Source organism: Streptomyces sp. NPDC050433 (assembly GCF_044458565.1).
Lineage (GTDB): Bacteria > Actinomycetota > Actinomycetes > Streptomycetales > Streptomycetaceae > Streptomyces.
Window position 1 is genome coordinate 111,082 of the sequence record NZ_JBITIB010000019.1, and the last position, 21,009, is coordinate 132,090.

Below are 21,009 nucleotides of genomic sequence, written 5' to 3' on the forward strand. Positions count from 1 at the left end.
CCAGGCTGGACGGTGCGGTCATTTTCGGCGCAGCCCCCAGCGCGAGTTCTTGCGCCCTCGTCGTCTCAGCGTCTGCTGGGAGAGGGCGCTGCCAAGCAGGGGCTGCCGGGGTGAAGTAAGGGGCGTGGACACCGTCGGCGGGCCAGGCACGGTTGACGCACTCTTTTGGGGAAGCGCCGCTAACGGCGCGATCACAGGTTCCAACTGCCGTCGCACTGCACGCCGTACGGTCCAGGCGTGCCGAAGAGGAGGAACCTGAACCCTTAACCGGAGTAGGCACGGCTTCCACTGCTGATCGAAAGTAACGAACGCTCTGACTGGCAACTCCCAGTCTCGCTTCGATGCGGTGTGAATCACGGGGCAGTCCGGCAAGGCGGGGAGGGGAGCCCATGTGCTTCCTCCTTCCTCGGCCTTCCGGGCGGCGTACTTCTGGGCGGCGGCCGAGCGGAACTCGTTGTAGTCGGCGACATTGCAGCAGACCATGAGCACCAGCCGCTCCGGCGGGATGGTGCGCAGCGCCTCCGCGTACTCCCACACTGTGCCCGGACCTGGTGCAACGGACATCAGTACCACGTGAGCATCCTGGATCAGTTGGCTCACAGTGTTCTGCCAGTCTTCGAGGGGGAGGTATCCCCGCTCTGCACCGAGCAGCGGCAGCCGTTCGCCGGGTTGACCGACGGCTACGACCCTGCCGCAGTCAGCGAACTGTCCGGTGAGGAACTCCTCCGTAGTGAGCCCCGGGAGCTCGAAGGGCGAACGCGACCAGGATCCGGGGGCCTCTGGTGGGGCTGCGGCCATTTGGGAATCGAGCCCGAAGGGCCGCAGGTAGAGAACGTAACGCTCGCCCTTCAGCTGATCAAAGGAGGTGACCGTCCGGGTTCTGTGCTGTTTTCCCCGCACCAGGAGCCCGCGAGCGGCATAGAAGACGAGCCATCCGCTCGTGACGATCCCGACCACCATCAGGAGACGCAGTCCCAGAGGGATTCTCCCGGTCTCTGGGCTCGGGTCGACTACGAAAACCCGCAGCAAGGCGCCACCTGCCCCCGCGCCCAAGGCGAACCCCCCGAGACGCAGGGTTCGGCCCACGACGGTCAGCCCGTGGCCCGCGACGCGTCTCTGTCCAGGAGTCGGGGTCGTTCTGAACCGTTGCTGCGGCCCACCCATGTCGCTCCTCTCGCTGCGAACGCGACGCCGGGTGCTTGTTAGCGCCCCGGTAGCGGCACAGCAGGGTCAGCGTGACTCAACTGGCTGTCGAACAAGCAGAGTACGGCTCGCGCCAAGCCCATACGAGCCGCGACCGCAGGTTCACCGAGGCGAGCGGCGGCGGCTCGCCACAGGCTGCCGCAAGCAAAGCGCGGCAAGCTTCACCGAGGATAAACTCCCGCAGCCGGCTGAGCTGCGGCTGGTGCGGTACGGCCGGTCAGCGGATGGCGTTCGATGCAAAGCGCAGGAGGCCACGCGGCGGGTAGCCCAGCCGCGGTACCGCAGGCCAGGCCTGCCTGCGGTACGCACCGCCCGCCCTTGGCGGGTCAAGGTCGCGGTGCCGTTGACGGCGCTGGCCTGGGAGCTTTCTTCGCAAGCGTCTGGAATGATCGGTACCGCTCTTTGAGGATTCGACGTTGGTGGTCACGTGGCTGCTGTTCGAGTTCTTCGTCGATGGAACCAGCAACTCGCGCTTCACCTAGCGGTTGAAGTAGCGCAGACTTACCTCTTCTCGGTCTTTGCTAACCTGTTCCGTGGACACATCATTTCCTCATGGACAACGAAATAGGGAACAAGCAACCAGCGCGCCGGCAGGCGCAACACCCTGCGGCCGGACTGGGGATGCGCATCTTCGGGCTGGTCATGCAGGCATCAGGTTGCCTCCTGATTCTCGTCGGGGCAAGCCGATTACGCGTGACGGGAGTGGTGTTGAGCTCGCCGTACCGCGGCCAGCCGGCATGGCAGACGCTCCTGATCACGGTCGGGACGATCTGTGCTGGAGGCGCCGCGCTTTACGCCGGCAGACGATTATCACGTCACGGGCGTCGACACATTACGCGCGTGTTCCACTCGCCCCTCAAGCTGGGGCCAGAGCCCTTCGTCCTCTTCCTCCGCCCTTTCGCTGAGGATCGCAAGACGTTCCAGGCGGGAACGGCATTCGTCGGGCGGAGCTCGGCACTGAGTATGTTCATGGGCTTGGGCCTCGAGAACCCGAGCTCGCGAACCGTTGAGGAATGGATTAGCCGGACCTTCCAACGGTTCGCCAAGTTACTTGCGGTCGGTCAGCCGGGCGAGAAACTCCCCCTACCTGGTGCTGACAAGCTCTACCTGCCCCTTGATGCCTGGCAGCCCGTCGTCAGCGAACTCATCCGTCGTGCCCGTCTGGTCGTCCTCGTCGCTACTCCCGGGCCAGGAACCCTGTGGGAGTTCACCGAGGCCGTACGCCTTCTCCCGCCAGCCCGCCTGGTCCTGCTCGTACTGGCAGAGGCCGCACCGCCCAACGGGTCTAGCACATACGACCGCTTCCGGCAGGCTGTTCCGGAAGCCTTCGCCACAAGGGATCCGCGACTGCAGCCGCCCCGTCTCCCCGACTGCCCCCCTCTCCAACACCCGGACCGCCTAACGTGGGAGCCGGCAGTGCGGGGAATTGTCCACTTCGATGCCGCCTGGACTCCGGAATTTCTCCGTCTGGATCCGACGGCCTTGCGGGCGCTCACCCACCTCGGAAAGGTAAGAAAGCTAGCCCGCACACAACTTGAACCCCTCTTGGTGCGTCTGCAACGCACGCTGCCCTGAGCTGGCCTCTACACGGCGCCATGCCAGGCACTCACGTTTGCGGTCAGTCGCTCGGCAAGAGCCGAGATATCGGTGAAGGCTCTTCCATCCTCGGAGTGCGACACGGCGTCAACAGGCCCCCGGACCAACGCCCCCACTCCGGCAGTCGCCCAACGAGCTCATTCATGGTTGGCGTTGGCGTGTGCGTGATCGACGTGCTCGTGGACGAGGCCGGAGCGGATGATGCCTTGCCAGCGGCGGTACGGGACGTTTCCACCGGCCGCCCGTCGATGTACTGAAAGGGCACGAAGGGCGTGTGCGCGGCGTCGTCTGGTCTCCCGACGCCCAGTTCATCGCCACCGGCTCCGACGACCGCACCGTACGTATCTGGTCCGCCCAACCCGACTTCGAACAGCTGGAAGCCCATGCGCGAGGACGTGTCTTCCGGACCCTGAGCGATAGCGAAAGGCACCGTCATAGGTTGGCGCCCCCAGCCCAGCCGCATAGTCAAGTTGTCCTCGCCAACTGACTCGACTGCAAGTCAGGAGTGTCCCGCCACGCGTCGTACAGGCGTAGCGGCAGGATCCTCCTGTGCGTACGGACTACGCCGCGTCCGGACTGAAGACGGTCCCTCGTCGCTTACCGGTCGATTCAGAGGCTGCGGTATACATCCCGGCGGTTGCCGACGGTCATGACCCACACGATCAGTTGCCCGTCCTCGACGGTGTAGACGACGCGATAGTCCCCGACCCTCAGCCGCCAGCGGGCGTTGTGCCCCTGAAGGGCCTTGATGTCGAGGGCCGCCGTGTCTCCCGCGTCCATCGACTTCTGGAGCTCGGTGAGACGGTGGAGAATCCGTATAGCGTCGAGGCGGGGAATTTTGAGCATGTCCTTTTGGGCGTGCGGGGTGAACCTCGTGACGTACCCCACGCGATCAGGCCTTGTGGGTACGGAGCTGGGCGGCCATCTCTTCGAGCGAGATCGACCCTTCCACACCTTCGGATTCCGCCTCGTCAGCGAGGCGGTTGAGCCAGGCCTCCTCCGCCCGCTCCGCCAGATCGCGCAGGCGCTGGTACTCCTCGATGTCGATCACGACGGCTTCCTGCTTGCCGCGCCGCGTGATGATCGTCGGGGTGTCCTCCCGTCGGGCACGGTCTACTACGTCAGCAAGGTGGCTTCTGACATCTGCCATGGATTCGATCACTGGCTCACTCATAGCGCCAACGTAACAGATGTACATCCACTACGCCTGTCACATTCGGGGGAGCTACAAGCTCGGCGGCCCGGCCGACCCGTGTCAAAGACTCGGGCGGACGAGTCGCCGACGCGATCCTCTACCCGGCCACGGAGTCGGGCCGGAAGATCCGCGGACTTCAGGCGTAGTCCGAGCGCAGGACGGGGGGCGCCGCAACTGTTGCCATCGCTCCATCCAACGCGCGCCCCCCGTCCGAGAGAGAGGGGATCGCGACCTGCGACGGGGAGGCCCAGCTGTCCCTGCGAGTGCGCGGCCGGTTTCTCCGGGACCTGGGGCGATATGAAAAGGTGCGCGGGACACCTATTGGCAGCCGGGCCCTTCGGACGGAGGCCAGGCTCGCCAGGACGCACCACGGGGGATTCCATGCGCAGGACGACCGCCACGCTGTGCCTCGCCACAGCTCTGCTCCTCGCCGGCGGTACGACCGGCTGTTCCGGCGATGGGGAGGAACCGGAGCTGGCCGTCGGGACCTCGGTGACGCGGGAGTTGGAGGGTGGGGGCAAGGCCGCCTACACGCTCAAGAGCGTGGTCGATCCGGCCGAGATGAAGCCCGGTGAGCTGACGCCGCTCCATGAGGGGAAGTCCTGGGCCGCGTTGGAGTTGAGCTTCGAGAATGTCGGGTCCAAGGACATCGAGGAGCGGCCCCTGTACCGGACACGCGTCGGGCCGCGGGAAGGTGAAAGGCCGTTCGGTACGAACGCCACCCTCTTCGAGCCTGTCCAGGGGCCCGCGCTGCCGGAGGTCGTACGGCTCAAGCCCGGTGAGAGCGTCGAGGGATTCCTCGTCATGGAGGTCGGGACGCCGGGGCCCGTGGTCGGCACGGTGACGTATTCGCCCGGCCGCAGCGGGGACATCGTCTGGAAGGTCGACTGACCACCCCGGGCTCCGTCACCGATCGCGCTCGGCGACCAACTCTTTCAGATCCGCGTCCGCAAACCCGTAGCCCCCGAGGGATGCCACCGCATCGCGGTCGGGATGGAGGGCACCGGAGCCTACGGCGCCGAACTCGCCCGGTTCTGGACCACGAACGGGCCTGCGGTGTGCCGCCCTGCACCGTGTCGCCGGTCAGTCGCCGGCCGTCAGCGCCTCGCGCGCGGTGGTGAGGATCTCTTCGGAGAGCGGGGAGCCCTTGGTGGCCCGGGACAGGACGAGTGCGCCGACCATGGTGCACAGCCGGGTGATGCCGTCCTGGTCCTTGCTGGAGAGCCAGTGGGCGAATTCACCCACCCCCTGGGTGTAGACGCGGCGAGCCTCGCTGTCTCCGCCGTCGCGGGTCATGTCGGTGGCGAGTGCGGCGGCGGGGCACCCGTCTGCGGCGCTGTCTCGGTGCTCGGCGGAGAGGTAGGTGTCGATCAGCGCCCGCTGGGCGGCGTCGCGCTGTCCGGCGTGCTGATCGAACCCGTCCTTGTGGTGCTGGGCGAGTTCGCCGAACGCGTGGGCGGTGGCTTCGTCGATGAGCGCCTCCTTGGAGGCGAACTGCTTGTAGAAGCCGCCGTGGGTCAGGCCGGCCGCATTCATGAGGTCGGCCACGCTGACGTGGGTGCCCTGTTCCCGAATGAGCCGGGAGGCGGTCTCCACGACCCGTCGGCGGTTGTCCTGTGCTTGTGCCTGCGATACGCGGCCCATCGGTCACCCTCCCATTTGGATGTCGAGTCGAATCTATTCTAGACTCGACTTAGATGTTGAACGCAATCTATTGCGGCCGGGCAACTGCCGCCCGCACCGTTGGGAGTTTCCATGGAGCTGAAGAACGCGGTCGCGCTGGTCACCGGCGGCAACCGGGGGCTCGGGCGGCATCTGGCCGCCCAGCTCGTGGAGCGGGGGGCCAAGGTGTACGCGGCGGCCCGCCGCCCCGAGGCGGTGGACATCCCGGGCACCGTCCCGCTGCGGCTGGACGTGACGGACGCGGAGTCGATCCGGGCGGCGGCCCTTACCGCCGCGGACGCGACGCTGCTGGTCAACAACGCCGGCATCTCCACCGGCACGCCGCTGGTCGCGGGCAGCCCGGACGCGGTGCGCCTGGAAATGGAGGTGAACTTTTTCGGCCCGCTCGCCGTGACGCGGGCTTTCGCCCCGGTCATCGAGTCCAACGGCGGCGGCAGTGTGCTCAACGTGCTGTCGGTCCTGTCGTGGCTGCACCCGGCCGGCCTCGGGGCCTACGCCGCGGCGAAGGCCGCGGCATGGGCGCTGACCGGCGCGACCCGGGAGGAACTGGCGCCCCGCGGCATCACCGTGACGGCGCTGCACGTCGGATACATGGACACCGACATGGCCGCCGATGTGCCCGCCGGCCAGAAGGCCGACCCCGCCGAGGTCGCCGCCCAGGCCCTGTCCGCCATCGAGATGGGCCTGCCCGAGATCCTCGCCGACGAGATCACCCGGCATGTGAAGCGGAGCCTGGCCACATCGCCGAACGCGGCATGAAGCGGTCCGCCCATCGGTGTGGTGTCCAGAATCAGCAGCAAAAACCAGAAAATATCTCGTACCGGAGCAAATACGGAGCGAGCGGAGAATCCCGTCCCTGTACGGACGAGACACGGAGACGGCGATGAAGACCTATCTGATCGAGAAGTACGGTGACCAGTCGGCGGTGCGCGCCGCCGAGACGCCCGACCCGCAGGTGGGCGCCGACGACGTCCTGGTCCGGATCCACGCGGCGAGTGTCAACCCGCTGGACCTCAAACTCCGCGACGGCGCCTTCAAGGCGATCCTGCCGTACCGTCTCCCGCTCATCCTGGGCAACGACTTCGCCGGGGAGGTCGTCCAGGCAGGACCGGCCGTCACACGGTTCACGGTGGGCGACGAGGTCTACGCGCGGCCCGACAAGGACCGCATCGGCACGTTCGCCGAACTCATCGCCGTCCACCAGGACGACGTGGCGCTCAAACCGGCCGGGCTCACCATGGAGGAGGCCGCGTCGCTTCCTCTGGTCGCCCTGGCCTCGTGGCAGGCACTGGTCGACCGGGCACAGGTGCGGCCAGGTCAGAAGGTCCTGATCCACGCGGGCGCCGGCGGCTTCGGCACCATCGCCGTCCAGCTGGCTAAGGAGCTGGGCGCGTACGTGGCCACCACCGCGAGCACGGCCAAGGTCGACCTGGTGAAGGGGCTCGGCGCGGACGTCGTCGTCGACTACACGAAGCAGGCTTTCGAAACAGTCCTGGACGGCTACGACGTCGTGGTGGACACCCTCGGCGGCGAGACGCTCGCGAAGTCCCTCCAGGTACTCAAGCCCGGCGGAAAGGTCATCGGCATCGCGGGCCCTCCCGACGCGGCCTTCGCCCGCGAGCTGGGCGCCAACGTGTTCCTCCGGCTGGCGATGAGCGCGCTGAGCTTCCGCACCCGGCTCCGCGCCAAGCGCCGCCACGTGACGTACTCGTTCCTGTTCATGAAGGCCGACGGCGACCAGTTGCGCGATCTCACCATGCTCGTCGACGCCGGGAAGATCCGTCCCGTCGTGGACCGGGTCTTTCCGTTCGATCAGACCCGGGAGGCCATGGAGTACGTCGAGAAGGGCCGCGCGAAGGCCGGCAAGGTCGTCATCGCGATGACGTGAGGGCAGGCCCTCGCCGTACGACCGGTGAACAACGCAGAAACCACATGATCTCAAGGCAAATAATCGCAATCCAACGACACAAGGAGCATGTGATGGCGACAACCCGGCCGGTGGCACTCGTGACAGGAGCGTCATCGGGCATCGGCAAGTCAACGGCCGGCGCCCTCGTGGCAGCGGGTTTCGAGGTGATCGGCACCGGCCGGAAGACCTCGGGACTCACCCCGCCCGCCGGTGTGACGTATCTCGACCTCGACGTGGCCAGTGACGACTCCGCCGCCGCCGTGGTCGAGCAGGTGATCGAACGGTTCGGGCGGATCGACGTCCTCGTCAACAACGCCGGTATCGGCTCGGCCGGTGCCGTCGAGGAGAACTCCGTCGCCCAGGCCCAGAGCATCTTCAACATCAACGTCTTCGGCGTCATCCGCATGACCAAGGCCGTCCTGCCGCACATGCGCGCTCAGGGAGGCGGACGCGTCATCAACATCTCGTCCGTCCTCGGGATCATGCCCCAGCCCTTCATGGCCCTCTACGTGGCGGCGAAGCACGCGATCGAGGGTTACTCCGAGTCCTTGGACCACGAGGTCCGCGAGCACGGCATCCGGGTTCTCCTCGTCCAGCCCGCCTACACCAAGACCGCCTTCGATGCCAACGCCGCGCAGCCCGACACCCCGCTGCCTCTGTACGCGGAGCGGCGGCGCGTCTTCGACGAGGTCCTCGCATCGGCGATGAAGAAGGGCGACGACCCCGCCGTCGTCGCCAAGGTGATCGTCACAGCAGCCACCGCCCCGAAGCCGAAACTGCGCTACACCGCCGGCCCTCTCGCCTCACGCGTCAGCACAGCGCGCCGCCTCGTCCCCGCACGTCTCTTCGACAAGCAGATCCGCAAACTCAACCGGCTGCCCGGCTGACGCCGTCCCGTAGTTGCGTGGCCTTGGGCACGGGCACATCCCTCCAGGTCGACCTTACGGTTCCGTGACATACCGTCCCGGCTCCCAACCTCTGCGTGATCACGCGCCTAGCGTGGTCGTCATGCGTGTACTTGTCACCGGCGGAGCCGGGTTCATCGGGTCGGAGGTCGCCGGCGTCCTTCTCGCCCGCGGCCACGAAGTGGTCGTCTACGACGCGTTGCTGCCCTCCGCGCACGGCGGGGCCCCGGCCCGGCCGATGCGGGAGGGGGAGCGGCTGGTCGTCGGGGACGTGCGGGATCGGGACGCGCTCGGGGCGGCGCTCTGTGGCGTGGGGGCCGTCTGCCATCAGGCCGCCATGGTCGGGCTCGGCAAGGACTTCGCCGACGCGCCCGCGTACGTGGGGTGCAACGACCTCGGTACGGCGGTGCTGCTCGCCGCCATGGCCGACGCGGGGGTGCGCACGCTGGTGCTCGCCGGGTCGATGGTCGTGTACGGCGAGGGGCGCTACGACTGCCCGCGCCACGGCGTGGTCCGGCCGGGGCCGCGCGCCGCCGCCGATCTGGACGCCGGGCAGTTCGAGCCCAACTGCCCAGTCTGCGGCGCCGAGTTGACGCCCGGCCTGGTGGCGGAGGACGCACCCACCGATCCCCGCAACGTGTACGCCGCGACCAAGCTCACCCAGGAGCACCTGGCCTCGTCCTGGGCACGGGCCACGGGCGGGCGCGCCGTGTCCCTGAGGTATCACAACGTCTACGGGCCGGGCATGCCCCGCGACACCCCGTACGCGGGGGTCGCCTCCTTCTTCCGGTCCGCCCTGGCGCGCGGCGAGGCCCCCCGGGTGTACGAAGACGGCTGCCAGCGGCGGGACTTCGTACACGTACGGGACGTGGCCGCCGCCAACATGGCCGCCCTCGACGCGGTGTGCTCGCCGGGGCCCGCCGGCTTCGCCGCGTACAACACCGGCAGCGGCGAGCCGCACACCATCGGCGAGATGGCCGCCGCGCTGGCGGCGGCGCACGGTGGGCCCGCGCCCGTCGTCACCGGTGAGTACCGCCTCGGCGACGTACGCCATGTCACCGCCGACTCACAGGCGTTGCGCGACGAGTTGGGCTGGAAGCCGGAGGTGAGGTTCGCCGAGGGGATGGCGGAGTTCGCGACGGCGCCGCTACGGGAGCCCGGCCGCGTACTCGGCCAGCCTCGCCTGTAGCTCCGGGTACGGCGTCGCCTCGGGTACGGTGCCGGTGCCCCGTACCCCCTCCGCGACCGCGACCGCCGCGTGGATCGCGGCGCGGTACGACAGGGAGCCCGTGCTCACGCGGCGTACACCCAGCTCCGCCAGTTCGGCGGGCGAAAGGCCGGGGATCGCGAGGACGTTGAGGGGTACGGGGATGGCCGCCGCCAGTTCGCGCAGCAGGGCGTGGTCCAGGGCGCCGGGGACGAACACGCCCTCCGCGCCCGCCTCCACGTAGCGCGCGGCGCGGTCCAGTGTCGCGGCGACGGTGGCGTCCTGGTCGAGCCAGTACGTGTCGACGCGCGCGTTGATGAACACCTCCGGGCAGCGCCGCTTCACCGCCGCCACCTTCTCGGCGTACGCGGCGGGGTCGATCAGCGTCTCGGCGGTGCTGTCCTCGATGTTGACGCCTGTCACGTCGACCGCAGCGAGGGCGGATACGTACGCGGCGACCTCGTCCGGGTCGTCCGAGTAACCGTCCTCGATGTCCACGCTGACATGCACCGGCAGCGGCGCCAGCGCGCGGGCGAGGGCCAGATTCGCGTCGCGCGTCGACCGGCCGCCGTCCGGGCGGCCGAGCACCGAGGCGACCCCGAAGCTGGTCGTGCCGACCGCCTCGAACCCGGCGGCGGCGAAGGCGAGGGCCGAGGGGACGTCCCAGGCGTTGGGGAGGACCAGGGGGCCGTCCTGGTCGTGCAGTTCGCGGAAGGTGGGGGAAGCCGGTTTCGTCATGCCCGAACCGTACGGAGCGCGGTGCCGCCCGGTGCCGTGTACGCGCCGGGGATCAGGCCGCCGCCGGGAGCGTCACCTCGAAGCAGCAGCCGCCCGTGACGTTGCGGACCGCCGCCCGGCCCGCGTGGGCTTCCACGATGCCCCGTACGATCGCCAGCCCGAGGCCCGCCCCGGCCGGGGGCGTACGCGCGTCGCTGCCGCGCCAGCCCGTGTCGAACACGCGCGGCAGGTCCTCCTCCGGGATTCCGCCGCAGCCGTCCGTCACCGAGAGCACCACCCCGCTCTCGCAGTGGTGCGCGGTGACGGCGACCGTGCCGTCGGGCGGGGTCCGGCGGATGGCGTTGACCAGCAGATTGCCGAGGACGCGGCTCATCTCCTTGCTGTCGACCTCCACCGGTACGGCGTCGATACGGTCCCCGACGAGCCGTACGCCCAGCTCGCGCGCCAGCGGGTCGGCGCCGGCGAGGGCGTCGCCGACCAGGTCGTAGACGGAGATGCGGGTGGGGGTCAGGGTGAGTGATCCCGCGTGGATCCGGGAGAGTTCGAAGAGGTCGCCGACCATGCCGTTCATGCGCTCGACCTCGGTACGTATCTGGCGCAGGTAGCGCGGGGAGTCGGCGGCCATGCCGTCCTCCAGCGCCTCCGACATGGCGCGGAGCCCGGCGAGGGGTGTCCGCAGATCGTGCGAGATCCACGCGACGAGTTCGCGCCGCGAGGTCTCCAGCGCGCGCTCGCGCTCGCGCGAACTGTCGAGCTTGGCGCTCGTGGCGGCCAACTCGCGGGTCAGCGCGGCCAGTTCGGCGGTCGCGGGCGCAACGGGCGCGGCGAAGACGCCGCCGTCGCCGAACGACCGGGCGGCCAGGGTCAGGTCCCTGCTTCGGGCGACCATCCACCGCCCGAGGAGGACGGCGGTGAGGAGGGAGACGACGGCGGCCATCGCGACGACGGTCGTGACGACGGTCAGGTCGTGCGGCGACAGGAACATCGCCCAGGCCACGGCGAGTGTCCCGGCGAGCATGGCGGTCACGGCGACGGCGGCGACGACGGTCACGGACACGACGAGCGACCGATGCCGGAAGATCCGGAGGGCGAGGGCCCCGAGCGCCCCGGCGACGGCGGCACCGAGAAACGCGATGAGGGCGATGAGCAGCATGTCGTTCATGACCGGGAGGGTCCTTGAGGGGTGGTGGGTTCGGTGAGGCCGCTGGGGGCGGTGCGTTCGGTGAGACCGCCGGGGCCGTCTGGCCCGGCGGCCGGAGCCTCCGTACGCGAGCCGTCCGCCGCCGCCAAGCGGTAACCCACCCCCCACACCGTCTGGATCAACCGTGGGCGGGCCGGGTCGGGTTCGATTTTGGCGCGGAGGCGGCGGACGTGGACCGTGACCGTTGACAGGTCGCCGAAGTCCCAGCCCCAGACCTCCCTCATCAGCTCCTCGCGCGAGAACGCCCGCCCCGGATGCCGCAGAAAGAACGCCAGCAGGTCGAACTCCCGCAGTGTCAGCGCCAGTTCGGACCCCTCGCGGGTGGCGATACGGGCCACCGGGTCCAGCGTGAGGGTGGCCGTACGCAGCACGTTCGCGGCCGGCGACGAATCCGGCGCCGGCACCGGCAGCCGTGCGCGGCGCAGCACCGACTCCACCCGCAGCACCAACTCCCGTGGGCTGAACGGCTTTGTGACGTAGTCGTCCGCTCCCGTCTCCAGGCCCAGCACGCGGTCCTCCTCGTCCCCGCGCGCCGTCAGCATGATCACCGGTACCGGGCCGCCCTGTTCGCGCATCCGGCGGCAGATCTCGAAGCCGTCCATGCCGGGCAGCATCAGGTCCAGTACGACCAAGTCCGGGCGCCGGCACGCGAAGTGGGCGAGCGCGGACGGGCCGTCGGCGGCGCGTGCGACGTCGTGGCCGGCCCGGTCGAGGTAGCCGGCGACGACCTCGGCCACCGTCGGGTCGTCGTCCACCACCAGCACGTGCGCGGGCCCGCCGTCTCCAGGGGGATTGCTCTGCATACGTCCACCTTCGCACTCCACCGCCCGCGAAGGTCCCGGCGAGCGCCCGCAACCGTCGAACGTCCGTGTTTCGTAAGGACCAGAAGTCCGGTATGCGGCTTTATGGTCCGTAGGGTAAGTACCGTGACCCTCTTCGCTGATCTCACCGCCGACGTCGTCCTTCCCTGCCTCGACGAGGCAGCCGCACTGCCCTGGGTGCTGGAACACATCCCCGTCGGCTGGCGCGCGATCGTCGTCGACAACGGCTCCATCGACGGCTCGGCGGACGTCGCACGCTCGCTCGGCGCGACCGTCGTGCACGAACCGCGGCGCGGGTTCGGTGCCGCCTGCCACGCCGGACTCCTCGCCGCCGAGTCCGAGTACGTGTGCTTCTGCGACTGCGACGGTTCCCTCGACCCCGGTCTCCTCCCCTACCTCGTGCGCCAAGTCGCCCTCGGGCGCACCGACTTGATGCTCGGCCGTCGCCGCCCGCAGGGCCGCGGCGCCTGGCCCGCGCACGCCCGTGCCGGAAATTTCGCCCTCTCCCGGATGCTGCGCCGCCGTACCGGCGTACGGCTCCACGACCTCGGCCCCCTGCGCGCCGCCCGCCGCGCGGACCTGCTCGCGCTCGGCCTCACCGACCGGCGCAGCGGCTACCCGCTGGAGATGGTCGTGCGCGCGTCCGACGCCGGGCTGACGGTCACCGAGACCGACGTGCCCTACCTGCCGCGTACCGGGAAGTCCAAGGTCACCGGCACCTGGCTGGGCACCTGGCACGCCGTGCGCGACATGCGCGCCGTACTGAGTCAGCCGACAGCGGCACTCGTGCCCACGGAGGCCGCCAAGTGACCTCCCCCACCACCCTCCTCGTCATCGCCAAGGCCCCCGTCCCCGGCCGCGTCAAGACCCGTCTCACCCCGCCCTTCAGCGCCACCGAGGCCGCCCTCCTCGCCGAGGCCGCCCTCGTCGACACCCTGCGCACCGTCCTCGCCCTCCCCGCCCGCCGCCGCGTCCTCGTCCTCGAAGGCCGCCCGGGACCCTGGCTGCCGCCGGGCATCGACGTGGTCCCGCAGTGCGCGGGCGGGCTGGACGAGCGGCTGGCCGCCGCCTTCGCCGGGTGTACGGGGCCGACGCTCCTCGTCGGCATGGACACCCCGCAGATCACGCCCGCGCAGATGGCCCCCGCCCTCCTCGGCCCCGTCGGCGGCTGCGACGCCTGGTTCGGGCCCGCCGACGACGGCGGCTTCTGGGCGCTCGGTCTCGCCGCGCCCGAGTGCGCGCCGCCGGATCTCATTCGCGGGGTGCCCATGTCCGTACCGGAGACCGGCGCCGTACAGCGCCGCCGTCTCGTCGACGCCGGGCTGACCGTCCACGATCTGCCACCCCTGCGCGACGTGGATTCGGCGGCCGACGCCGAGTACGTCGCCTCGCTCGCCCCGCACGGACGGTTCGCCGCCACCTTCCGCCGGCTGACCCCGGTGGGCGCCCGGTGACGACGGAGACCAGGGAGACCAGTGAGACCGTCGAGACCGCCGCCTGGAGCGATGATCCGTACGCCGACGCGCTCCGCGCCGGCCACGGCCCGCTCTTCCTGCGCCGTACGGACGGCTGGCTGCTGCCCCTCGACGTCGAACGCTGGTGCGCGCGCGCCGACGCCGCCGACCTCTCCGCCCTGCGCCGCTGCGAGGGCGCCGTCCTGGACATCGGCTGCGGCCCCGGCCGCTTCGTCGCCGCGCTCGCGGCCCGTGGCCGGCGGGCCCTGGGCGTCGACGTCAGCGCGGCGGCCGTCGAGCGCACGCTGCGCCTCGGCGGCTCCGCCCTGCGGCGCTCCGTCTTCGATCCCCTTCCCGGCGAGGGGCGTTGGGGCACCGTCCTGCTCGTGGACGGCAACATCGGCATCGGCGGCGATCCGGGCGGTCTGCTCATCCGGGCCGGCGGGCTGCTGACGCACGGCGGGCTGATCATCGCCGAGACCGCGCCCGTGGACATCGACGAGCGCGTACGCGTACGGGTGGACGACGGGCGCCGCCCCGCACCCGGCGGCGCGGCGGGTTCACACTTCCCCTGGGCCCGGCTGGGCACCCCGGCCCTGCTCCGGTACGGGCGGGCCCTCGGCTGGCACCCCGTCGATCAGTGGGAGGCGGAGGGCCGGCCCTTCGTGGCCCTGCGCCGCAGCACCGCCCGCGTGACCAGACAGAGCGCCGAGCACACGAACAACGCGGCCGTCACCAGCAGCCAGCGCGCCAGGAACCCGTCCGGCGACAGCGCGCTGTACGGCTCGTAGCGCCTCACCTGCCCCGTGATCAGCGGGAACCACACCAGCAGGAGCAGCAATGACAAGAAGGCCGGTACGCGTACGAAGTTGACGAGCCGGCGCCGGGGTCCCAGTGCGGCGGCCACCGTACGGTCGGCGGCCGTGTAGAGCGGCAGCAGGACGAGATCGTGCACGAGCGCGGCGCCGACGAACCACACCACGATCAGGAACGTCTCGCCGTTCAGCAGCCGTACACCCACGTAGCCCGCGAACGCGAGCGTGGCGAGCAGCAGCACGACCTGGAACGGACTGCCCAGCAGGGCCCGGTACTCGCGGGCGAGATCTCCGCGATTCCGCAAGCTCATCAGACCGCTCCGAACGTCAGCTTGGTGACCCACTTGGTGTTCAGTACGCCGGGCGCGGCAGGGACGATGATCCGCGCCGGGAAGCCGTGATCGAGCGACAGGTCCTCGCCGTTGACCCTCAGCGCCAGCAGCGAGCGGCCGTCGCGCACCTGGTTGTCGCGCAGGGCGCCGGACCGGAAAGCGCCCCTGGGCTGAAGGGACTCCACGAACACCCCCGGTGGGCTGTCACCCGGAAACCCGGCGAGCGCGGCGAGGTCCCGCAGGCGTACGCCGCGCCAGGACTGGTTCGACGTCGACCAGCCCTCCACGCACGCGATCGGCAGCTCGGAGGTGTGCTGGGCCATGGCGAGGAGTTGTGCGCGCGAGAGCAGGATCTCCCCGGCGGGACCGTTGAGGGCCAGCCGCCACCGGTCCGTCGTGTCGGCGGCCCTGACCCCGACGGACGCGGCGGTCTTGTTGATCTGGAACCCGTTCGGCCCGCCGCCCGGATCCTCCCAGCCGTGCGGGGCGAGCAGCGCGGTACGGCGCAGCGGCTGGTCGAAGCTCCGGCCCGCCGTCGTGAGCAGCATGAACAGCGAACCCGCGCCGACCACCGCGAAGGCGCCGCGCCGCGTGACGGTCGGCGCGGCGGGCGCGCGGGACACCAGATCGTCGTCGGCGGGACCACCGGGAGCGCGGTACGCGCCCGCTCCCCCACCCGGCGGGGGCCCCGACCGCAGCTCGCCACTACGGATCGCCCGCAGCGCCTTCGGCAGCTTCAGCGCCGCATGCGCCACGAACGCCCCGAAGAACACCCACGCCCCGTAGAAGTGCAGTACGTAGAAGGACCCCGGAAAGATGTAGTCCAACTGGATGTTGAGCACCCCGGTGATGATCTCGAACAGCACCCCGCCCACCAGCAGCAGCAGCGAGATCCGCTCCAGCGCGTGCGCCAGCGACTTCACCGGCGGCAGCGTGAACAGTCTCGGGATCACCGACCAGAGCTTCGCCAGCACCACCGGGATCAGCGCGATGCCGACGGTGACATGGAATCCCTGGTTGAGGCGGTAGAGCCAGTACGGGTCCGTCGGCCAGTCGAAGAGGTAGAAGCCCAGCCATCCCCGGTCCGGCGTCTTGTCGTTGACGGGCGCGAGATCCGGGTTGTACGCCGCGTACGACAGCAGGCCCGTCACGAACACCAGCGTCAGCCCGACCAGCAGGACCAGACCCAGCACCCCGGTGAACCGGACGCCGCGCACCGGACTGCGCCAGAAGCCGGGGTCCGACGGCAGCGGAGGCAGTTTCGAGAGTCTTGACCGCACGGGGGGCTGTTCCATACGGCGACCGTAAGCCCGTGCACCCGCCCGCGAGGTGGTACGACTTCTGACGAAATGGTGACGTGGCCCCGCCACACCACCGCAACGGCTCACCCGCTGCATAACGTGCCGGGGTGAAGACCGACGAACGCGGACATCTGCCGGCGGACACGCACCCCCACGCGGGCGCGGCCCGCCCATCCCATCGCCCCCACCGCCGGGATCTCGCCGCCGCCGCGGTCGGCGTCGCGCTCGTCACCGCCGCCGTGTTCGTGGGCCGGGCGATCCAGCACGCCGACGGCAGCCTCCGGGTCAACTGGCCACCGCTGCTCGGCACCTGGGACCCGCGCGTCGGGCCGGGCACCCCCGCCGCCCTCGCCGTCGCCGTCCTGATCATCGCGTACGGCCCCGGCCTCGCCGCCCGGCTGCCATGGCGGGCGCTCCTCCTCACCACCTGGGCCGCCGCGCTGGCGTGGACGTTCTCGCTGGCGCTCATCGACGGCTGGCACTGGGGCGTGGCGCGCCGGCTCACCACCAAGAACGAATACCTCACCGTCATCGACCGCTTCACCGACATCGGCGCGACGCTGCGCGGCTTCTCCGAGCACATCGTGATCGGCCCGCCCGGCAACTGGCCCGCACACGTCGCGGGCCATCCGCCGGGCGCCACCCTCACCTTCGTCTGGCTCGACCGCATCGGCCTCGGCGGCGGCTCATGGGCGGGTGTCTGGTGCATCGTGCTCGGCGGTTCGGCCGTGGCCGCCGTACTCGTCACGGTGCGCGCGCTGACCGACGAGGGGACGGCGCGCCGCGCGGCACCGTTCCTGGCACTGGCCCCCGCCGCCGTCTGGATGGGCACATCGGCCGACGGCTACTTCGCGGGCGTCGCCGCCTGGTCGCTCGCCCTGCTCGCGCTCGCCGCGACTCGTACGACGCGCTTCCCCGCCGCCGCGGCGCTGGGTGCCGGGCTGCTGTACGGGTTCACCTGCTACCTCTCGTACGGCCTCACGCTCATGGCGGTGCCCGGCCTGGGGGTCCTCGTGCTGGCCCGCACCGCGCGCCCATTGCCCCTGGTCCTGCTCGGCACGGCGGTGGTGCCGGTGGCTTTCACGCTCGCCGGGTTCAACTGGTGGGAGGCGTACCAGGAGTTGGTCGTGCGCTACTACCAGGGCGCGGGCGGGCTGCGCCCGTACTCGTACTGGATCTGGGCGAACCTCGCCGCCACCACCCTGGCGGTCGGCCTCGCGACGGTGGCCGGTCTCGGCCGGGTGCTGGCGCTGACGCCCCGCGCCGTACGAGAACTCCGCCCCGCCCGCACACCCTCCGCGCCAACCCCCGTGCTGCGCCTCGCCGTTCTCGTCCTGGCGGCGCTGCTCGCGATCCTGGCCGCCGATCTGTCCGGGATGAGCAAGGCGGAGACGGAGCGCATCTGGCTGCCGTTCATGCTGTGGCTGATCCCCGCCACCGCCCTGCTGCCCGGCCGGAGGCGGGGATGGCTGGCCGGTCAGGCGGCCGTCGCGCTGCTCATCAACCACCTTGTCTTCACCGGCTGGTGAGGCCGCGCCCAGGATGCGTCCCAGATGCGTCAGGTGGAGGCGACCGTCGTCACCATCGTCACCACGACGATCGTCGTCAGCGCGTCCTCCGCCGCCTTGATCGCCTGCCGCACCGCGGGCGCCGCCCACTCGCTGTGCGCGATCCGCTCCATGTTCTCCTTGGCCGTCGCCAACTCCGGCTTGGCGTACAGCAGTCCCTGGAGCTTCGCCCCGTGCAGCAGCGCCACCAGACTCGCCGTGCGCTCGTCCGGGGTCACCCCCCGCATCACGACCTCGTCGAGCCTCAGCCGCAGCGCCGCCTCCACCGAACCGTCGGCCTCCGGGTAGCGGGTCACGGGGAAGAGGCCGAGCACCTTCTTCTTCTGCTCCCGGACGAGCCCCTTCGCCACAAGGCTCTTGGTCGTCCCGGCCACCGCGCCGCGCTTCAGGTGCTCGATCCACTCCTTCGTCTTGCGCGCCCGGCGCTTCTTCTCCCCGCCGGCGATGTCGGCGAGCGCCGCGTCGAGGGTGGGATCATCCAGGGGCGCCGCGTCGCGGACGGTCACCTCGTCCCCGTCGACCTCGATCCGGCCCGCCAGCGCCAGCTCGACCAGTGACGCCGCGGCGATGGCGTAGGCGACGTTCGCCGACTCCTTCTCGGCCCCGGACTCGTCGTCCAGCGACAGGAGAAGCAACTGCTCGCCCAGGGTGGTCTCGGCCGGGGTGTTCGTGGGGTGGTCCATGACGCTTGTCTCTCCTCGAACGGTGGGGGGTATTCGCACGTCTTCCCCTAGGGACGCGTGAAGAACGCGAACGGCTCCCGAAGCCCTGTCGGTCTGGTTTTTCTGAGCTGGGGGCCAGACAGGATTTCTTGGATCTCGAAGGGGCGGCATGTGCGGGCCCTGTGACTGGACCGTGATGTCCGGGAGTTGTTGGCCCGGCATCGCCGAGGTTAGGTTTGCCTTAGTTTCGTCCGGGCAGACTCCGGGCTGCCGTCAGGGAGGCCTCCGCACGTGTCCACACACCTCACTCGCCGTATCAGCGTGGCCGCCACGGTCACGGCGCTCGCCGTCTCGCTCGCCGCGTGCGGTGGCGGCGACAGCGACGAGCCTGCTGACAAGGCCGGTTCGGGAGCCACGCACTCCGTCACGACCGCCATGGGCGAGGTGAAGGTCAAGGACGACCCCAAGCGCGTCGTCGTCCTCGACACGGACGCGCTCGACTCCGCGGTCACGCTCGGGATCACACCGGTCGGCGCCACGACGGCCGTCGCGGACGTGCCGTTCTCCACGTACCTCCCGGCGGACAAGCTCAAGGGCATCAAGTCCGTGGGCCTGATCGCCGAGCCGAACCTCGAAGCCATCGCCGCGCTCAAGCCCGACCTGATCCTGAGCAGCAAGATCCGCGACGAGAAGAACTACAAGCCGCTGTCGGAGATCGCCCCGACCGTCTTCTCCGACACCACAGGCCCCAACTGGCGCGAGAACTTCGAGCTGCACGCCGACGCCCTCGGCAGGACGGCGGAGGCCAAGACGATCGCCGACGCCTACGACACCCGGGTCGAGGAGCTGACCACGACGCTCGGCGGCCCGAAGACGGCGAAGAAGACCATGTTCGGCTTCGTCCGCTTCGTGGAGGGCGCCGACACCCGCCTGTACCTCAACGACACGTTCGTCGGCTCGATCTTCGGCGACCTCGGCGTGGGCCGCCCGGCCAATCAGGACAAGGACGGCTTCTCGCTCGACGTCAGCCCGGAGAAGATCGACCAGGCGGACGCGGACGTCATCTTCTACTCCACCTACGGCGACGCGAAGAAGGCCAAGGAGACCGACATCATCGGCGGCCCGCTCTGGAAGAACCTGGCGGCGGTGAAGCAGGAGACGGCGTTCAAGGTCGACGACAACCTGTGGATGCTGGGCATCGGTTACACGGGCGCGGGCATGGTGCTGGACGAGATCGAGAAGAACTACGGCGCTTCCGCACCCGAATAGACGTGCCCGAAATGTTGTCGACGCCGGGCGGCCGCGCTGCGTCCGGCGGCGCCCTGACCCAGCCGGTGTGATTCGAGTGGGGAATTGATCAGGCTCGTTGAACGCTTGAAGGGTGCATGAAGAAGATAGGTTTTCTCTCGTTCGGCCACTGGTCGGCGAGTGAGTACTCCAAGACTCGGTCCGCTGCCGATTTTCTCCACCAGTCCATCGACTTGGCGGTGGCCGCCGAGGAAGCGGGTCTGGACGGTGCGTACTTCCGGGTGCACCACTTCGCGCGGCAGGCCGCGAGCCCGTTTCCACTGCTTTCGGCCATCGGTGCACGAACCTCGAAGATCGAGATCGGTACCGGCGTGATCGACATGCGCTATGAGAATCCGTTGTACATGGCGGAGGACGCCGGTGCCGCTGATCTCATCTCGGGCGGCCGGCTCCAGCTCGGCATCAGCCGCGGATCGCCCGAGCAGGTGATCGACGGGTGGCGCTACTTCGGCTATTCCACCGGCGAGGGAGAGACCGACAAGGATATCGCCCGGCGGCACACCGACGAATTCCTCAAGGTGATCGAGGGGGATGGATTCGCCAAGCCCAACCCGCGACCCATGTTCCCCAACCCGCCAGGGCTACTGCGCATCGAGCCGCACTCCGCGGGCCTGCGGGAGCGCATCTGGTGGGGCTCCAGCTCGGACGCGACCGCCGTTTGGGCCGCGCAGCGGGGGATGAACCTTCAGAGTTCCACGCTGAAGATCGACGAGACGGGCGAGCCACTCCACGTCCAGCAGCGTAAGCAGATCGAAGCGTACCGCGAGGCTTACAGAGAGGCGGGCCATACGCGAGAACCTCGGGTGTCGGTCAGTCGCAGCATATTCGCTCTCACCAATGATCTCGACAGAGCCTACTTCGGTCAGGACCGCAACTCGCGGGACCAGATCGGGATGGTCGACGACACGACAAGGGCGATCTTCGGTCGCTCGTACGCCGCCGAGCCGGACGTGCTGGTGAAGCAACTTCAGGACGATGAGGCTATTCAGGCCGCAGACAGCCTACTGCTGACCATCCCGAATCAGCTCGGCGTCGACTACAACGTGCATCTACTCGAGAGCATCCTTACTCACGTGGCACCGGAGCTCGGCTGGCGCTGACCGGCTTTCCG

22 protein-coding genes are annotated in these 21,009 nt (G+C 69.7%); 13 read left to right on the top strand and 9 right to left on the bottom strand.

Annotation, left to right across the window (positions count from 1 at the left end; all coding sequences use genetic code 11):
• Nucleotides 1–18 precede the first annotated feature (18 nt).
• Nucleotides 19–960 carry a hypothetical protein gene (locus ACIBLA_RS23420; protein WP_399199742.1) on the bottom strand — a complete coding sequence of 314 codons (942 nt, stop codon included), beginning with the start codon at nt 958–960 and terminating at the stop codon, nt 19–21.
• Between the two features lie 795 nt (nt 961–1,755).
• Here ACIBLA_RS23420 and ACIBLA_RS23425 point away from each other — a divergent pair.
• Nucleotides 1,756–2,778: a hypothetical protein gene (locus tag ACIBLA_RS23425; protein WP_399199743.1), complete on the top strand. Its 1,023-nt coding sequence runs from the start codon at nt 1,756–1,758 to the stop codon at nt 2,776–2,778.
• Between the two features lie 295 nt (nt 2,779–3,073).
• The gene (locus ACIBLA_RS23430; protein WP_399199744.1) at nt 3,074–3,286 is read left to right on the top strand and encodes a hypothetical protein; all 213 of its coding nucleotides are present in this window, start codon (nt 3,074–3,076) and stop codon (nt 3,284–3,286) included.
• Between the two features lie 122 nt (nt 3,287–3,408).
• On the opposite strand, the gene ACIBLA_RS23435 is transcribed toward ACIBLA_RS23430, so the two are convergent.
• Both ACIBLA_RS23435 and ACIBLA_RS23440 read right to left on the bottom strand, forming a co-directional pair.
• Nucleotides 3,409–3,687 (bottom strand): type II toxin-antitoxin system RelE/ParE family toxin, encoded by a 279-nt coding sequence (locus ACIBLA_RS23435; protein ID WP_399199745.1) that lies wholly within the window; start codon nt 3,685–3,687, stop codon nt 3,409–3,411.
• A gap of 4 nt (nt 3,688–3,691) precedes the next feature.
• Nucleotides 3,692–3,973, bottom strand: coding sequence for a type II toxin-antitoxin system Phd/YefM family antitoxin (locus tag ACIBLA_RS23440; protein WP_399199746.1), 282 nt, complete (start codon nt 3,971–3,973; stop codon nt 3,692–3,694).
• A gap of 402 nt (nt 3,974–4,375) precedes the next feature.
• Here ACIBLA_RS23440 and ACIBLA_RS23445 point away from each other — a divergent pair, with 402 nt between their 5' ends.
• The gene (locus tag ACIBLA_RS23445) at nt 4,376–4,885 is read left to right on the top strand and encodes a hypothetical protein (RefSeq protein ID WP_399199747.1); all 510 of its coding nucleotides are present in this window, start codon (nt 4,376–4,378) and stop codon (nt 4,883–4,885) included.
• A 192-nt stretch (nt 4,886–5,077) separates the two neighbouring features.
• Here ACIBLA_RS23445 and ACIBLA_RS23450 read toward each other — a convergent pair whose 3' ends face one another.
• A complete protein-coding gene (locus ACIBLA_RS23450; RefSeq protein WP_399199748.1) occupies nt 5,078–5,638 on the bottom strand; it encodes a TetR/AcrR family transcriptional regulator in 561 nt (186 codons plus the stop codon).
• Between the two features lie 111 nt (nt 5,639–5,749).
• On the opposite strand from ACIBLA_RS23450, the gene ACIBLA_RS23455 reads away from it, so the two are divergent.
• From ACIBLA_RS23455 to ACIBLA_RS23470, 4 genes are all read left to right on the top strand, one after another.
• The gene (locus tag ACIBLA_RS23455) at nt 5,750–6,436 is read left to right on the top strand and encodes an SDR family oxidoreductase (protein ID WP_399199749.1); all 687 of its coding nucleotides are present in this window, start codon (nt 5,750–5,752) and stop codon (nt 6,434–6,436) included.
• A 124-nt stretch (nt 6,437–6,560) separates the two neighbouring features.
• Nucleotides 6,561–7,565 carry an NADP-dependent oxidoreductase gene (locus ACIBLA_RS23460; protein WP_399199750.1) on the top strand — a complete coding sequence of 335 codons (1,005 nt, stop codon included), beginning with the start codon at nt 6,561–6,563 and terminating at the stop codon, nt 7,563–7,565.
• A gap of 92 nt (nt 7,566–7,657) precedes the next feature.
• Entirely contained in the window at nt 7,658–8,473 is an 816-nt protein-coding gene (locus ACIBLA_RS23465) for an oxidoreductase (protein ID WP_363244652.1), read from the top strand.
• A gap of 121 nt (nt 8,474–8,594) precedes the next feature.
• Nucleotides 8,595–9,680, top strand: a complete 1,086-nt coding sequence (locus tag ACIBLA_RS23470) for an NAD-dependent epimerase/dehydratase family protein (protein ID WP_363244653.1) — start codon at nt 8,595–8,597, stop codon at nt 9,678–9,680.
• Here ACIBLA_RS23470 and ACIBLA_RS23475 read toward each other — a convergent pair.
• The 3 genes from ACIBLA_RS23475 to ACIBLA_RS23485 are packed head-to-tail and all read right to left on the bottom strand — an operon-like array spanning nt 9,639 to nt 12,440.
• On the bottom strand, nt 9,639–10,436 hold the full coding sequence (locus tag ACIBLA_RS23475; RefSeq protein WP_399199751.1) for an isocitrate lyase/phosphoenolpyruvate mutase family protein: 798 nt from the start codon (nt 10,434–10,436) through the stop codon (nt 9,639–9,641). The genes ACIBLA_RS23470 and ACIBLA_RS23475 overlap by 42 nt on opposite strands.
• 52 nt (nt 10,437–10,488) lie before the next feature.
• Nucleotides 10,489–11,598 carry a HAMP domain-containing sensor histidine kinase gene (locus ACIBLA_RS23480; protein ID WP_363244655.1) on the bottom strand — a complete coding sequence of 370 codons (1,110 nt, stop codon included), beginning with the start codon at nt 11,596–11,598 and terminating at the stop codon, nt 10,489–10,491.
• Nucleotides 11,595–12,440 carry a response regulator transcription factor gene (locus tag ACIBLA_RS23485; protein WP_399199752.1) on the bottom strand — a complete coding sequence of 282 codons (846 nt, stop codon included), beginning with the start codon at nt 12,438–12,440 and terminating at the stop codon, nt 11,595–11,597. The genes ACIBLA_RS23480 and ACIBLA_RS23485 overlap by 4 nt, the downstream gene beginning before the upstream one ends.
• A 123-nt stretch (nt 12,441–12,563) precedes the next feature.
• Between ACIBLA_RS23485 and ACIBLA_RS23490 the strand changes: the two genes are divergently transcribed.
• From ACIBLA_RS23490 to ACIBLA_RS23500, 3 genes are read left to right on the top strand one after another with little or no spacing between them, the layout of a single operon-like run.
• Nucleotides 12,564–13,268: a glycosyltransferase family 2 protein gene (locus ACIBLA_RS23490; RefSeq protein WP_399199753.1), complete on the top strand. Its 705-nt coding sequence runs from the start codon at nt 12,564–12,566 to the stop codon at nt 13,266–13,268.
• Nucleotides 13,265–13,912, top strand: a complete 648-nt coding sequence (locus ACIBLA_RS23495; protein ID WP_399199755.1) for a DUF2064 domain-containing protein — start codon at nt 13,265–13,267, stop codon at nt 13,910–13,912. The genes ACIBLA_RS23490 and ACIBLA_RS23495 overlap by 4 nt, the downstream gene beginning before the upstream one ends.
• Complete coding sequence (locus ACIBLA_RS23500; RefSeq protein WP_363244659.1) at nt 13,909–14,703, top strand: methyltransferase domain-containing protein; 795 nt, start codon at nt 13,909–13,911, stop codon at nt 14,701–14,703. The genes ACIBLA_RS23495 and ACIBLA_RS23500 overlap by 4 nt, the downstream gene beginning before the upstream one ends.
• Nucleotides 14,704–15,037: 334 nt before the next feature.
• Here ACIBLA_RS23500 and ACIBLA_RS23505 read toward each other — a convergent pair whose 3' ends face one another.
• The gene (locus ACIBLA_RS23505; protein WP_363244660.1) at nt 15,038–16,354 is read right to left on the bottom strand and encodes a molybdopterin-dependent oxidoreductase; all 1,317 of its coding nucleotides are present in this window, start codon (nt 16,352–16,354) and stop codon (nt 15,038–15,040) included.
• A gap of 113 nt (nt 16,355–16,467) precedes the next feature.
• On the opposite strand from ACIBLA_RS23505, the gene ACIBLA_RS23510 reads away from it, so the two are divergent.
• On the top strand, nt 16,468–17,889 hold the full coding sequence (locus tag ACIBLA_RS23510; RefSeq protein WP_399199756.1) for a hypothetical protein: 1,422 nt from the start codon (nt 16,468–16,470) through the stop codon (nt 17,887–17,889).
• A gap of 29 nt (nt 17,890–17,918) precedes the next feature.
• On the opposite strand, the gene ACIBLA_RS23515 is transcribed toward ACIBLA_RS23510, so the two are convergent.
• Nucleotides 17,919–18,611 (bottom strand): GPP34 family phosphoprotein, encoded by a 693-nt coding sequence (locus tag ACIBLA_RS23515; protein WP_399199757.1) that lies wholly within the window; start codon nt 18,609–18,611, stop codon nt 17,919–17,921.
• A gap of 270 nt (nt 18,612–18,881) precedes the next feature.
• Here ACIBLA_RS23515 and ACIBLA_RS23520 point away from each other — a divergent pair, with 270 nt between their 5' ends.
• Together ACIBLA_RS23520 and ACIBLA_RS23525 are read left to right on the top strand one after the other, a co-directional pair.
• Nucleotides 18,882–19,859: an ABC transporter substrate-binding protein gene (locus ACIBLA_RS23520; protein ID WP_399199758.1), complete on the top strand. Its 978-nt coding sequence runs from the start codon at nt 18,882–18,884 to the stop codon at nt 19,857–19,859.
• A 116-nt stretch (nt 19,860–19,975) separates the two neighbouring features.
• A complete protein-coding gene (locus ACIBLA_RS23525; protein WP_363244663.1) occupies nt 19,976–20,998 on the top strand; it encodes an LLM class flavin-dependent oxidoreductase in 1,023 nt (340 codons plus the stop codon).
• Nucleotides 20,999–21,009 lie beyond the last annotated feature (11 nt).